The organism is Mycobacterium sp. 050134 (assembly GCF_036409085.1).
In the GTDB taxonomy this organism is placed as follows: Bacteria; Actinomycetota; Actinomycetes; order Mycobacteriales; family Mycobacteriaceae; genus Mycobacterium.
On sequence record NZ_JAZGLV010000002.1, the window covers coordinates 132,850 to 146,194 of the forward strand.

The window sequence follows — 13,345 nt, forward strand, 5'->3', positions numbered from 1 at the left end:
AAAAATTGGCTGTCCCGAGATCGTGGCGCGAAAGGACCCGACCGGCGCTATTGAACCCGCGTTAGCCGGCGGGGTCGCTAGCCGGCCCAGTTGCCGTGAAAGCCCATCGGCACCCGCTGGGGCAGGTGGACGGTGGCCATCGGCTCGAGGGTATGCGCGTCGACCAACAAGAGCTGGCCCTCGTCGCGGCTGCGGTGATAGCCGAAGCCCATCAGGACCCCGTCGTCTTCGGCGCGGGCCGACGGGTTCGCCACGAAGGACATCTCGCCGATCAAAAGGTCCGGGTCGAGGGCGGCGACCTCACGCGAGCCGGTCGAGTAGTCGTGTTTGTACAGCGACGTCGACGATTCGGAGGGCTGGTCGCCGAGGTAACCGAAGCCGACGGTGTAGCCGAAGCGGTGCTTGGCCCCCACCAGGCTCTCGTCGATCCGGGGAAACTCCTGCGGGCGGTCGTCGCGGCGTTCGGTCGTCACCGCGCCGGTGCCGAGGTTGACGGTCCAGCGGTCCAGGGTGGGCGGGCAGTCGCCGGGACCGCGCCGGTCGCGGTCGAACATCCGCGGGTAGCTCACGACGTCGAGGACGAGGACCTCCGAACCGTCGCGCAGCTCGGTGTAGGCGTTGAGGGGGTGATAGACGTAGCAGGGCTCGATGTCGAACCACCGCACGTCGGAGTTGCCGCCCTCCCGGGGCATGACCCCGATGCGCGCCGGATAGCGCGGGTTCCACGCGTAGGGCATCCGGTCGGAGTGCCTGGGATTGCGATTCATCATCGCGGTGATCGGCCCGGGCACCCGGACCCGCCCGATCAGCGACTGCATCACCAGGCGGGCCGGCAGCCCCAGCCAGCGCGGCGCCTTCGCCGGCAGCACCTGCGCCGGGTCGAAGGTCACCGGAAGGTCGTAGATCACGACGTACTTCTCGGTGAGCGAAAAGTCGTGCATCATCGGCGATCCCGACACCTCGATGTCGACCGTGCGCCGGGCCCGCCCGCGGGTGTCGATCACCGAGTACTGCACGGTGTTGCCGCGCGCGAAAGAGTAGGACACGGCGTGCAACTCGCCGCTGCGCGGGTCGCGGTGCGGGTGGGCGGTGTAGCCGCCGTAGAGCGTCCCGTCGAAATGGCAGGTCCCGACGGTGTCGAGTTCCTCGGTGAGCTCGTAGTTGGCGACGCCGCCCTCGACCAGGGCCAGCGTCCGTCCGGCGTGGCTCAGCACGTTGGTGTTGGCACCCATCGCCAAGATGCCCGCCCGAGGGTCGAGCCGGCCGGGCGCCGGCTCGCCGAGCGCGGCGCAAACCGAGAGGCTGCGCACCCAGCGATTGCGGTACCAGCGGGCCTTGCCGCCGCCGAGCGCCACCCCGTGCACCATGCCGTCGCCGCTGAACCAGTGGTAGGTGGCGGGGTCGACCTCGGCGGCCGGATTTGGACCGTTGCGCAGGTACCGCCCGCTGAGGTGGTCGGGAATGTGGCCGGTGACGGGTAGGTCGGTCGCCGTCAGCTCCGCGGCGACCGGGGCCATGAAGCCTTCGAGGTAGGGGTTGGGAGTCTCGATCGTTTCCGTGGAAGTCACTTCCGAACTCCTATAACATCGTTATTACGGCGTTATAGGCAACGTACGCCCCGGATGAGAAAATGGCAACGATGGTTTCAGAAACCGCCCCCGATACCGCCGCGCGGACGCAGGGCAGTGTCCGCGAGGACATGCTGCTCGCCGCCGTCGCCCTGCTGCACGAGAGCGGTCCCGACGCGCTGCAGACCCGCAAGGTCGCCGGCGCCGCGGGGACGTCGACAATGGCGGTCTACACCCATTTCGGCGGGATGCGGGCGCTGATCGCCGCGGTCGCCGAGGAAGGCCTGCGGCAATTCGACGCCGCGTTATCGCTGCCGCAGACCGCCGACCCGGTCGCCGACCTGTTCGCCGGCGGCGCGGCCTACCGCCGCTACGCGATCGAGCGTCCGCACATGTACCGGCTGATGTTCGGCAGCACCAGCGCGCACGGGATCAACGCGCCGGCACCGAATGTGCTGACGCTGACGGTCGACCAGATTGAGCGCGGGCATCCCAGCTTCGCGCACGTGGTGCGCGGGGTGCACCGCTGCATGCTGGCCGGGCGGATTACCGCGGGTTCGGCGCATGACGACGCGGCGGTGGTCACCATCGCGGCGCAGTTCTGGGCACTGATCCACGGCTTCGTGATGCTCGAACTGGCCGGCTATTACGGCGACGACGGTGCCGCGGTGCCGGTGCTCGCATCGATGACGTCGAATCTCCTGGTGGCCCTTGGCGATTCACCCGACCGGGTGAGCCGGTCGCAGCAAGAGGCGCTGAACCGCTGAGCGCACGAAACCCCCGGAACGCGCGGTTCCGGGGGTTTTCGCGGACTGACCTACTTGACGGTGACCGTGGCGCCGGCGGCCTCGAGCTTGCCCTTGGCGTCCTCGGCGGCCTCCTTGGCGACCTTCTCGAGCAGCGGCTTGGGCGCGCTGTCGACGAGGTCCTTGGCCTCCTTCAGGCCCAGGCCGGAGACGATCTCTCGGACGACCTTGATGACGCCGATCTTCTTGTCACCGGCGGCCTCGAGGATGACGTCGAACTCGGACTGCTCCTCGGCGGCCTCGGCGGGCGCCCCACCGGCGGCCGGGCCGGCCGCGGCGACGGCGACCGGGGCGGCCGCGGTGACCTCGAAGGTCTCCTCGAACTTCTTGACGAAGTCGGAGAGCTCCAGCAGCGTCATTTCCTTGAACGCGTCGAGCAGTTCGTCGCTGGACAGCTTTGCCATGGTGTGGTCCTTCCTGATTTGGGGTTTGGGTTATTCGGCTTCAGCCGGTGACTCGGCGGCCGGTGCCGCGGCGCCCGGTTCCGAAGCCTTCTTTTCCTGGAGCGCGGCGGCGAGCCGGGCCATCTGCGAGGCGGGAGCGGCGAAGAGGCCGGCCGCCTTGGCGAGGTTGCCCTTCATGGCGCCGGCCAGCTTGGCCAGCAGCACCTCGCGGGATTCCAGGTCGGCGATGCGCTCGACCTCGGCGATCGTCAGGGGTCGGCCGTCCATGTAGCCGCCCTTGATGACCAGCGCCTTGTGCTCCTTGGCGAAGGTCTTGATCGCCTTGGCGGCCTCGACCGGCTCGCCGGAGACGAACGCGATGGCCGTCGGGCCGGCGAAGAGATCGTCGATCCCCTCGATCCCGGCTTCCGAGGCCGCGCGCTTGATGAGCGTGTTCTTGGCCACCGAGTAGGTGGTCGATTCGCCCAGCGAGCGGCGCAGCTCGGCCAGGTTGGCCACCGTCAAACCGCGGTACTCGGTGATCAGGGTGGCGGTCGAACTCTTGAACTGCTCCGTGATGTCTGCAACGGCGGTGGCCTTGTCAGCCCTGGCCATGCACACCTCCTGAGGTGAAAGTCGTGCGACGTGTCGTCTGGTGATCCCCCGAGAACGACGAACGCCCCGGCGCAGGATGCGGGCCGGGGCGCGAAATCACGCCGGCAACCGCCGGCGCTTTGTGCCTCGTCCTCCTGCGTGGGCCGCCGGGATGCTCCCGGACCTTCGACCGATTTCTCGGTGACCGACGGTCTTCGGTGGATCGGCAACCACAATAGCCCGATCAGGCGCTGTCGGCCAAAACGGCCGCGAGGCGTGCCGCGCCCACGAGGCCGGCCTCGCCGCCGAGTTCCGCCGGCACCACCCGCAACCCGGCCAGGAAGTCGAGCCCGGCATAGTCGGTCAGCGCGGCGCGCAACGGGTCGAAGAGCAAGGGCCCGGCCTTGGCGACCCCGCCGCCCACGACGACGAGGTCGAGGTCGCAGACCGCGGCCACCGAGGCGATCATCGCCGCGACTGCGGTCCCGCCGCGCCGGAGGGCGCGCAGCGCCACGGGCTCCCCGGCTCCCGCCGCGGCGGCCAAGTCCCTGGCACCGGCGCCGGGCGGCGCCGACCAGCCGTTCTCCCGCGCCCACCGCACCATCGACGGCCCCGACGCCACCGTCTCGACGCAGCCGTGACCGCCGCACGCGCAGAGCCGGCCGTCCTGCTCGACCACCACGTGCCCCACGTGGCCGGCGTTGCCGGTGCGGCCGGCGTAGGGCAGGCCGCCGAGCACCAGCCCACCGCCCACCCCGGTCGAAACCACCATGCCGAGCATGAACCGCGCGCCCCGGCCCGCGCCGCGCCAATGCTCCCCCAGCGCCATGCACAACCCGTCACCGCCCAGCCGGACCGGCACGCCCGGCACCGCGGCGGCGACGCGTTCACGCAGGGGAAAACCGCTCCAGGATCCGATGTTGATCGGATTGACCGTCCCGGTGTCCAGGTGGATGGGGCCGGCCGACGCGATGCCGACGGCCGCGATGGGACCGCCGGCCCTCTCGCCGGCCGCCCGCACCGCGTCGTCGATCGTCGCGGCGACCGCGTCCCACACCTCCTCGGCACCGGCTCCCGCCGGGGTCGGGCGGATGCCGGTGTACACCAGCGCGCCGGCCGGGTCGGCGAGGGCCGCGGCGATCTTGGTGCCGCCGATGTCCAGGCAGAGGGTCAGCATGGCGATCAGTGCCGGTGGGTGTTGTCGGGCTGGCGCGGGTCGCCGGGATGCTCGTAGCCCGGCGCCAGGCGGACCAGCGCCTCCCGGCGCGCGTCCAGCCATACCCGGAAGGCGTGTCGCCGGGCGGCCCCGCGGAGGTGCTCGGCGATCGCCGATCGCACCTCGCCCAGCGCCGGCGCGGCGGACGGGGGGGCGCACCAGCCGTGCCGGTCGGGCCGCGGGGACGCAAACCGCAGCGGGTTGCGGGCATGGTAATCGGCCACCCGGTCGTCGGCCACCCGGACGGCCGACGTGACATCGGCGAACAGCGCCCTGGCGCGGGGATCGGCGAGCGTCGCCGCGGCCACACTGCCGATCTCCAGCCGGGCCGTCGGGTCGGGCAACAGCTCGTGCTCGCTCGGGGCGGCGCGGCTGTCGAGCCCCCGCGCGGCGACCTCGGCGGCGATCACCCGTTGGGTCACGATCAGCTGGGTGAGCCAGCGGCGCAGCTGCCGGCCCTCGCTGGTGCCGGGCGCCGGAAGCGACGCCGAACCGGTTCCGCCGCGCAGCCGCGCCTCGGCCGCGTCGAGTTCGTCGACGCGGACCGGTATCCCGGCCACCAGGGCCACGAGGTCGGCCCTCATGTCACGGTCACCCGCACCGCCGGCGAATAGACGAGGTGACCGGCGCAGCCGACGCGGACCAGCGCCCACCACTCCCCGGGCGCCAGCCAGGCCGGCGGCCGCACGCCGAAGGTGAGCCCGACCGAGCCGCCGGCGGGCAGCACCGCACCCTGTGCGCCCGGCCCGATCCACTCCCAGGTGCCCCAGGGGCTGATGAGGTGGGCCTCCAGCGCCAGTGCGGCCCCGGCGCGGGAGCCGATGGTGACGGTCAGCGCGGCCGCACCCCCGGCGGCCACGGCGATATCGGTGGGGTCGTCGACGAGGTAGACGAGCCCGCCCGGCCCCTCGGCTCCTCCGGCTGTCTCGCCGACCACCACAACGCCGACGTCCTCGACCACCTGCCGCCAGGCGGTCGGGATGCCGTCCCCGGTGAGCGCGAGCTGGGCGCGCACCGGATAGCGGCCCGGCCGGGCGCCCGCGGGGACGGACACGGCCAGCTCGGCCTCTCGATACTCCCCGCGGTGCAGGACGAACGGCAGCTCGGCCGGGGTGGCCGTCCAGCCGTCGGGGCACACGATCGTCACGGTCCCTCCCAGGGTGGCGTCGGTGCTGTCGCTGGCCGCGGTAAGGCGCATCGCCACCCGGCCGCCCGGCTCGCCCGGCGCCAGCGCGGGGTCCAGGTGCGCGGTGGCGGGCAGCCCGCCCAGCGGCGCGGGGCCGCGGTTGTGCAGCCAGTAGCGCGCGTACAGCGGCTGGGCGGCTTCGGCCTCCGGCGCGAGTTCGACGAAACCCGCACCGGCGCGGGGCATTTCGAGCCGGACCAGCACGGTGGCCAGCTGAAAGCCGTGCAGGTCGATTGCGCTCCCGCGGCCCCGGGGCCGCTCCAACAGGTCGGCGGGACGCTGGTCGGCCACCTCGCCGACCCCGGAGCCGAGGGTCACCCGCGCCCGCACCCCGGCCGTCTCCACCAGCCGTACCGCCACCGTCGCGGGGTCGACCGGCGCGGCGGCGCCCGCGGCCAGCGGGTTGCCGGCGGCCTTGAGGGCGCCGAGGTGGACGGCGCCGGCGGGGTTGACGTGCAGGAGCGATCCGGACGAGGCCAGCGCGCTCCCCCGCCCCCGGGAACGGACGGCCAAGAGCGGGTGGGCGAAGTCCGCGCTGCGGGCCGGGATCCCGGCCTGGCGCCAGTCACCCTCGCCGCTCGCCAACGCGTAGTCGAAGTCGTGTGTCCAGTGCTGCAATTGGAAGCTCGACCCGTCCGGCGCGGTGCGGCGCGGGTCGTCGGTCCAGACGCCCGACGGCCAACCGGTGCACGACCGCATCAGCGAGGAATGCAGGGTGCCCTCGATGTCCACGGCGAAGCCCGGGACACCCCGGTTGAGCACTGCGACGGTGCGCGCCTCGAACGGATCGGTCCCGGCCGCCGCTGCCTGCTCGACAACGATCTCGGCGTCCCCGAGGTCATCGGCCACCGACGCGATCGCCGCATGCAGCCCGTCGTCACCGGCGCCGTCGACCACCAGCACCGGGAGCGCCCGGGGCGGGCGCAGATCGGCGCCGGGCACCCAGCCGGCCTGAAGTGGCACCGCGGCGGGCACCCAGACCCGGGCACGGCCCGTCTCGGCGAGCTGCCGCTCGAGCTCGGCGGTGTATGCCGGATCCGATTGCGCCAGAACGGCTTCGGTGAAGCTGTTGCGGGCGGGGCCGCCCAGCGCGATCCGCGCGTCCGGCAGGTTGGAGTCGACATCCAGGTGGCCGTAGCGCGGCCGGTCGGCACCACTGCAGGTGGCCGTGACACCGGCGCGGACCAGCGCGACCATCAATTCACGCGCCAGCGGCCCGGACATCGCCTCGTCCGGCGCCACCACCTCGGCCACCGACACCGCGCGCACGGCCTGTGCGTGGGGCGGGCCGACCCGGACCCGCGCGGCCGACGACAACCCGAACCAGCCGTAGGCGGGGTTGTCCAGCGTCCACAGGTGCTGGGCGGTGTCCACGGAGCGGTCCGGAGCGGAGTGCAGCAGCGCGAAACCCCGCCCGATGACGGCGTCCCCGACCTCGCTGACCGGCATGGCGCCCGGGACCGGGCACGGCCAGCGCAGCCGGACCAGGCGGTCGGCCCCGGTGAACTCGTCGATGGTGGTGCGGCAGTCCAGGCGCTCGACGCCGCGCCACAGGGTCAGCGTCTGGGTGTAGCGCAGCAGCGCGCCGATCCGCCCTTCCACGACCAGCCGCTGGCCGACCGGACCGTTGTAGGCCCGCACCTGGGCGGTGGATTCCGCCGAGCAGGCGGCCGGCCCGTGGGGCAGCAGGTGCCACGGGCCCTCCCCCTGCGTCGGGTGCGACGGGTACTCCTCGTAGACGGCGAGCTCGTTGCCGACCCGGCCCTCGGCGATCAGCTCGCGGCCCCGATGCTTCAGCGACGCGACCCCGCCGCCGCGCCCCGGATCGGCGCGGACCCGGTAGTGCTCGTTCGCGATCGCGGTCCCGGGCACCGGTTTCCAGCCGGTCGGCGCTCCCCCCGGGACCACCCGGTAGGCGCGCCAGCCCAGCGACGGCACCTCGCCGGCCAGCCAGGTGACCGATCGCCCGTCGTGCTCGACCAGCGCGGGCACCTCGGCGCCCGCGTCGTCGAGCACCCGCAGCCCGGCGCCGAGCGGCGGGTCGAACCGGGCGGTGACGACATCGGTGCGCCCGTGCGCCAGCGGGTTCCAGACGACCACGGCGCCGGCCTCGGCGTCCACCGCGCCGGACAACACCGCCAGCGAGTTGTCGCGCGCCGCCCGACCCAGCTCCCAGGCGTCGCGCCAGCCGGTCAACAGATCGAGGTAGACCTGGTCGGATTCCGACCCGGTGATGGCGTCGTGGTGGGCACCATAGGCCAGCTGCACCCAGGCCTTGGCCAGGGCGGCCTGCGGGTACGCGGCACCGCTCATCAGAGCGGCGAACACGGCGAAGCGTTCGCCCTGCAGGACGGCGTTCTCGGCCGCACGGTTGGCCTGCTTGGTGTCGATGTACGACACGTCCTTGCCGGTATAGATGGGGTTCATGTCGCGGGTCTGGGGCGAGGCCGTCCGGTTGCCGTCGACCAGCTCCGCGCGCACCGCCGCGAAGAACTCCTTCGGCAGCGCGCACACGAAGCGCGGCCAGGTGTAGCGCGCGGCCCAGTCGCGGTGGATTTCGGTCACCCATTTGTTCGGCGGCGTGTAGTCGGTGCCCACCGGCAGCAGCACGTTGCGGGTCAGCGCGACCTGCCGGAGCTGATCGAACAGCGCGTAGGTCGCGTCCTCGGCCTCGGCGAGCGAGGTCGAGGAATCCATCCACCAGCCGGCCGAATAATGGGCGGGCATGTAATGGGTGAGCAGGCCCCGACCCGAGGGCGCGATCCACTCGAACTCGCTGGAGAACTGCATGCGCTCAACCCCACCGCTGCGCGTCGGGCCCCACTGGTGGTGCGGGCCGCGCGCCCACGAACTCGATGTCAGGCCGGCGTCGGCCGCCATCCCGGGGAACTGCGGGTCGTGGCCGAAAACGTCGAGCAGCCACGCCGTGGCCGGCTCGGCGCCCAGCACGTGATGCTGAAACCCGATGCCGGCCACCAGGTTTCGGATGGTCGTCTCCGGACTGGTGAGGTTGGTGTTGGGCTCGTTGTAGGTGCCGCCCATGATTTCGACGCGGCCCTCGGCGAGGAAGCGGCGCAGGTCGGCGCGGTCCTCGGGCCGGCTGTCCCAGTACGGCTTGAGGTAGTCCACCTCGGCGAGCACGAACTTGTAGTCGGGATCGCGGCGGGCCATCTCCAGGTGGGCGTGCACCAGCTCGAAACCGTTGGTCTGCCGGGCCCGGCCCGGCGGGTCCTCGGTCCACCGGCTGGTGTAGGCGCCCTGGGTGTTCCACCAGACCGGGTCGTAGTGGAAGTGGCTGATCATGAACATCGTCCACCCGGGCTCGGCGACGGTGAACTCGAAGGCGACCTCGGAGGCCCCGCAGCGCGCCGTCGCCGCCCGTCGCTCGCCGGTGGTCCCGCGCCGCACCCGGACGGGCAGCTCGACTAGCTCGCTGCCGATCCCGGCGATCGCCTCGCCCTCGATCCCGTCCCCGTCGACGCGGACCGGTGTCGGTTCGGAGCATCCCGAGACGGCGACCCGCACCAGCTGCAGGGGCGCGTCCGGCGGCCCCACGAACAGCTCCGTCGACCGTGCCGAAAGCACCTGCATGCCCGCACTTTACGGCGCGCGCAAGTCAGGATCGAGCTAACATCCGACGGTGCCCGCCCTCGCCCCGCCCGTGGACGATGAACGCAGCGCCCTGCGCGAGTTCCTGGCGTACCACCAGAGCGCGTATTTCGCCGTGTCATACGGCCTCACCGACGAACAGGCGCGCTCCACGCCGACGGTCAGCGCGCTGTCGGTCGGCGGGCTGGTCAAACACGCCACCGGGATGCAGCGCAGCTGGATGGCGCGGGTCGCCGCCGCGCCCGGCGCGCCGCCGAAGGATCCCCGGCCGTTCGAGGAGATCGCCCGCGACTTCGCCGACCAGCACGTCATGCGGTCCGACGAAACGCTCGATGGGCTGCTGCGGGCGTTCGAGGCCCAGAACGCGGAGTCGTTGCGGCTGGTCGAGACCGCCGATCTCGACGCCGCGGTGCCGGTGCCGCAGGACATCCCCTGGTTCCCCAAGAATCAGCGGGAGTGGTCGGTGCGCTGGGTGGTCCTGCACGTGATCAACGAGCTGGCCCGGCACGCCGGGCACGCCGACATCGTTCGCGAGGCCATCGACGGAGCCACCATGTACGAGTTGATCGCCGCGGAGGAGCGTTGGGAGATCGAGGGATGGGTCAGGCCGTGGAGCAAATCCTGACCGCCAAGGCCTCACCGAGCGTGTACTCACAGCGAATTTCGGGCCGATTTTTCGCGGTGAATGCACGCTCGGCGCTCCGCAATTCACGGTGAGCGCCGTCACCGGGATTGGGACTTGACACCGCCGATTTGGCAGACTGCTGGGATGACTCCTACCAAACACCGCGAGGTGGCCAAGCTTGACCGGGTGCCCCTGCCCGTCGAAGCGGCCCGGGTAGCCGTCACAGGCTGGCAGGTCACCCGGACCGCCGCCCGCGTCGTCGGCAAACTGCCGACCAGGGGGCCATGGCAACAGAAGGTCATCAAACAGCTACCCCAGGCGTTCGCCGACCTCGGTCCCACCTACGTCAAGTTCGGCCAGATCATCGCTTCCAGCCCCGGCGCGTTCGGGGAATCGCTGTCCCGCGAGTTCCGCGGGCTCCTCGACCGGGTTCCGCCCGCCGACTCCAGGGAAGTGCACAAACTCTTCATCGAGGACCTCGGCCGCGACCCCGCCGAGCTGTTCGCCAAGTGGGACGAGACGCCGTTCGCCTCGGCCTCCATCGCGCAGGTGCACTACGCCACCCTGCACACCGGAGAGGAGGTCGTCGTCAAGATCCAGCGGCCGGGGATCCGCCGCCGGGTCGCCGCGGACCTGCAGATCCTCAAGCGCTTCGCGCAGGCCGTCGAACTGGCCAAGCTGGGTCGCCGCCTGTCGGCCCAGGACGTGGTCGCCGACTTCGCCGACAACCTCGCCGAGGAGCTGGACTTTCGGCTCGAGGCGCAGTCCATGGAGGCGTGGGTCTCGCACCTGCACGTCTCCCCGCTCGGCCGCAACATCCGGGTGCCCCAGGTGCACTGGGACTTCACCAGCGGACGGGTGTTGACGATGGAGCGGGTGCAGGGCATCCGGATCGACGACGCCGCCGCCATCCGCAAGGCCGGGTTCGATGGGGTGGAGCTGGTCAAGGCGCTGTTGTTCAGCCTGTTCGAGGGCGGACTTCGGCATGGCCTGTTCCACGGCGACCTGCACGCGGGCAACCTCTACGTCGACGACCAGGGCCGCATCGTGTTCTTCGACTTCGGGATCATGGGCCGCATCGACCCGCGCACCCGGTGGCTGCTACGCGAGCTGGTGTACGCGCTGCTGGTGAAGAAGGACCACGCCGCGGCGGGCAAGATCGTCGTGCTGATGGGGGCCGTCGGCACCATGAAACCCGAGGCCGAGGCCGCGAAAGACCTGGAGCGGTTCGCCACCCCGCTGACCATGCAGACGCTCGGCGACATGTCCTACGCGGACATCGGCCGGCAGCTGTCGGCCCTGGCCGACGCCTACGACGTCAAGCTCCCCCGCGAACTCGTGCTCATCGGCAAGCAGTTCCTCTATGTCGAGCGGTACATGAAGCTGCTCGCGCCGAAGTGGCAGATGATGTCCGATCCGCAGCTGACCGGATACTTCGCCAACTTCATGGTCGAGGTGAGCCGGGAGCACCAGTCCGAAGAAGTGTGATGCAGATCCGGACCGGCACCGCGACCGTCGACCATCCCCACGGCGCCGTCGAGCTCTACTACGAGGACATGGGCGACCCCGGCGACCCGGCTGTGCTGCTGATCATGGGGCTGGGCGCCCAACTGTTGTTGTGGCGCACCGGTTTCTGCGCGAAGCTCGTCGATCGGGGAATGCGCGTCATCCGGTATGACAATCGCGACGTCGGCCTGTCCAGCAAGACCGAACGCCCGGGATCCAGCCCGCCGCTGGTCCCGCGGCTGCTGCGCTTCTGGGTCGGCCTGCCCAGCGAGGCAACCTACGGGCTCGAAGAGATGGCCGACGACGCGGCGGCCCTGCTGGACCACCTCGGCATCGACCGCGCCCACATCGTGGGGGCGTCGATGGGCGGCATGATCGCCCAGGTTTTCGCCGCCCGCTTCGCCGAGCGGACCAAGTCGCTGGCCGTCGTCTTCTCTAGCAACAATCGGCGGTTCCTGCCGCCCCCCGCCCCGCGCGCGCTGCTGGCCATCCTCAAAGGGCCACCCCCGAGTTCGCCGCGCGAGGTGATCATCGACAACGCGGTGCGGGTTACCCGGATCATCGGCAGTCCGCGCTATCAGCTGACCGAGGAACAGGTGCGCGCCGACGCCGCGCAAGGATACGACCGCAGCTATTACCCGTGGGGGGTGGCCCGGCATTTCAGCGCGGTGCTGAGCAGCGGCAGCCTCGTGCGATACAACCGGCGAACGGCCGCACCCACCGTCGTGATCCACGGCCGGGCCGACAGGCTGATGCGGCCGTCGGGCGGCCGAGCGGTCGCGCGCGCCATCGACGGCGCTCGACTCGTCTTGTTCGACGGCATGGGCCACGATCTGCCTCAGCAACTTTGGGATCGGTTGATCAGCGTGCTGGCAAGCAACTTCGCCGACGCCAGCTGAAGCCGTCTCGGAGTTGTTCTAGGGTGACCCTGTGAATTTCACATTGGCTTCACAGAGTTGTACGGTTTGTGCTGGGAGGATGTCTACAGCATGGCGGAACTGACACCGTATTACGAAGATTCGCAAGCGGCGTACGACATTTCGGACGACTTCTTCGGTCTGTTCCTGGACCCCACGTGGGTCTACACGTGCGCCTACTTCGAACGCGACGACATGACGCTCGAGGAAGCCCAGCTGGCCAAGTTGGACCTGGCGCTGGACAAGGCGAAGCTCGAGCCGGGGATGACGTTGCTTGATGTCGGCTGCGGCTGGGGTGGGGCGCTGGTTCGCGCGGTCGAGAAGTACGACGTCAACGTCATCGGGCTGACGCTGTCGCGCCACCACTACGAGCGCAGCAAGGCCCGGCTGGCCGCCATACCCACCAACCGGCGGGCCGAGGCGCGGCTGCAGGGCTGGGAAGAGTTCGACGAAAAGGTCGACAGGATCGTCTCTTTCGAGGCGTTCGACGCGTTCCACAAGGAGCGGTACGGCGCGTTCTTCGAGCGCTGCTACAACATGATGCCCAGCGACGGCCGGATGCTGTTGCACAGCCTGTTCACCTACGACCGCCGGTGGCTGCACGAGCAGGGCATCCCGCTGACGATGAGCGACATCCGGTTCCTCAAGTTCCTGCGCGAGTCGATCTTCCCGGGCGGCGAGCTCCCCTCCGAGCCCGACATCGTCGACAACGCGCAGGCCGCCGGTTTCTCGGTGGGACAGGTGCAGCTGATGCAGCAGCACTACGCCAAGACGCTGGACATGTGGGCGGCCAACCTGGAGGCCCACCGGGACCAGGCCATCGCCGTGCAGTCCGAGGACGTCTACGACAAGTTCATGCACTACCTGACGGGGTGTGCCGAGCGGTTCCGGCGCCGGCTGATCAACGTCGCCCAGTTCACGCTCGTCAAGTGAGC

Annotated in this window: 11 protein-coding genes; 5 read left to right on the top strand and 6 right to left on the bottom strand. The window is 70.8% G+C overall.

The features are described from left to right. Nucleotides 1–77 precede the first annotated feature (77 nt). Nucleotides 78–1,517, bottom strand: a complete 1,440-nt coding sequence (locus SKC42_RS02675) for a carotenoid oxygenase family protein (protein ID WP_442931962.1) — start codon at nucleotides 1,515–1,517, stop codon at nucleotides 78–80. A gap of 182 nt (nucleotides 1,518–1,699) precedes the next feature. On the opposite strand from SKC42_RS02675, the gene SKC42_RS02680 reads away from it, so the two are divergent. Beyond that, nucleotides 1,700–2,335: a TetR/AcrR family transcriptional regulator gene (locus tag SKC42_RS02680; protein WP_442931963.1), complete on the top strand. Its 636-nt coding sequence runs from the start codon at nucleotides 1,700–1,702 to the stop codon at nucleotides 2,333–2,335. 50 nt (nucleotides 2,336–2,385) lie between these two features. Here the strand turns inward: SKC42_RS02680 and rplL are convergent, their stop codons facing one another. The 5 genes from rplL to SKC42_RS02705 all read right to left on the bottom strand — a co-directional run bounded on the left by rplL (nucleotide 2,386) and on the right by SKC42_RS02705 (nucleotide 9,344). Continuing rightward, entirely contained in the window at nucleotides 2,386–2,778 is a 393-nt protein-coding gene (gene rplL, locus SKC42_RS02685) for a 50S ribosomal protein L7/L12 (RefSeq protein ID WP_330962765.1), read from the bottom strand. 30 nt (nucleotides 2,779–2,808) lie between these two features. Further along, nucleotides 2,809–3,372 (bottom strand): 50S ribosomal protein L10, encoded by a 564-nt coding sequence (rplJ, locus tag SKC42_RS02690; RefSeq protein WP_330962766.1) that lies wholly within the window; start codon nucleotides 3,370–3,372, stop codon nucleotides 2,809–2,811. A 223-nt stretch (nucleotides 3,373–3,595) separates the two neighbouring features. Next, a complete protein-coding gene (locus SKC42_RS02695; protein ID WP_330962767.1) occupies nucleotides 3,596–4,528 on the bottom strand; it encodes an ROK family protein in 933 nt (310 codons plus the stop codon). 5 nt (nucleotides 4,529–4,533) lie between these two features. Continuing rightward, the gene (locus SKC42_RS02700) at nucleotides 4,534–5,151 is read right to left on the bottom strand and encodes a DUF7158 domain-containing protein (protein WP_330962768.1); all 618 of its coding nucleotides are present in this window, start codon (nucleotides 5,149–5,151) and stop codon (nucleotides 4,534–4,536) included. Further along, nucleotides 5,148–9,344, bottom strand: coding sequence for an NEW3 domain-containing protein (locus SKC42_RS02705; RefSeq protein WP_330962769.1), 4,197 nt, complete (start codon nucleotides 9,342–9,344; stop codon nucleotides 5,148–5,150). Before SKC42_RS02705 ends, SKC42_RS02700 begins: the two co-directional genes overlap by 4 nt. Nucleotides 9,345–9,414: 70 nt before the next feature. On the opposite strand from SKC42_RS02705, the gene SKC42_RS02710 reads away from it, so the two are divergent. From SKC42_RS02710 to mmaA1, 4 genes are all read left to right on the top strand, one after another. Further along, nucleotides 9,415–9,987 (top strand): DinB family protein, encoded by a 573-nt coding sequence (locus tag SKC42_RS02710; RefSeq protein ID WP_330962973.1) that lies wholly within the window; start codon nucleotides 9,415–9,417, stop codon nucleotides 9,985–9,987. A gap of 144 nt (nucleotides 9,988–10,131) precedes the next feature. After that, on the top strand, nucleotides 10,132–11,475 hold the full coding sequence (locus tag SKC42_RS02715; protein ID WP_330962770.1) for an ABC1 kinase family protein: 1,344 nt from the start codon (nucleotides 10,132–10,134) through the stop codon (nucleotides 11,473–11,475). Next, a complete protein-coding gene (locus tag SKC42_RS02720; protein WP_330962771.1) occupies nucleotides 11,475–12,392 on the top strand; it encodes an alpha/beta fold hydrolase in 918 nt (305 codons plus the stop codon). The genes SKC42_RS02715 and SKC42_RS02720 overlap by 1 nt, the downstream gene beginning before the upstream one ends. Nucleotides 12,393–12,482: 90 nt before the next feature. Further along, nucleotides 12,483–13,343: a mycolic acid methyltransferase MmaA1 gene (gene mmaA1 / locus SKC42_RS02725; protein ID WP_330962772.1), complete on the top strand. Its 861-nt coding sequence runs from the start codon at nucleotides 12,483–12,485 to the stop codon at nucleotides 13,341–13,343. Nucleotides 13,344–13,345: the final 2 nt, after the last annotated feature.

Bases quoted from the DNA above. Each gene is read 5' to 3' on its own strand.
- mmaA1 (WP_330962772.1), top strand. From the start codon at position 12,483: ATGGCGGAACTGACACCGTATTACGAAGATTCGCAAGCGGCGTACGAC.
- SKC42_RS02700 (WP_330962768.1), bottom strand. From the start codon at position 5,151: ATGAGGGCCGACCTCGTGGCCCTGGTGGCCGGGATACCGGTCCGCGTC.
- SKC42_RS02715 (WP_330962770.1), top strand. From the start codon at position 10,132: ATGACTCCTACCAAACACCGCGAGGTGGCCAAGCTTGACCGGGTGCCC.
- SKC42_RS02675 (WP_442931962.1), bottom strand. From the start codon at position 1,517: ATGGCCCCGGTCGCCGCGGAGCTGACGGCGACCGACCTACCCGTCACC.
- SKC42_RS02695 (WP_330962767.1), bottom strand. From the start codon at position 4,528: ATGCTGACCCTCTGCCTGGACATCGGCGGCACCAAGATCGCCGCGGCC.
- rplL (WP_330962765.1), bottom strand. From the start codon at position 2,778: ATGGCAAAGCTGTCCAGCGACGAACTGCTCGACGCGTTCAAGGAAATG.
- rplJ (WP_330962766.1), bottom strand. From the start codon at position 3,372: ATGGCCAGGGCTGACAAGGCCACCGCCGTTGCAGACATCACGGAGCAG.
- SKC42_RS02680 (WP_442931963.1), top strand. From the start codon at position 1,700: ATGCTGCTCGCCGCCGTCGCCCTGCTGCACGAGAGCGGTCCCGACGCG.
- SKC42_RS02705 (WP_330962769.1), bottom strand. From the start codon at position 9,344: ATGCAGGTGCTTTCGGCACGGTCGACGGAGCTGTTCGTGGGGCCGCCG.
- SKC42_RS02720 (WP_330962771.1), top strand. From the start codon at position 11,475: ATGCAGATCCGGACCGGCACCGCGACCGTCGACCATCCCCACGGCGCC.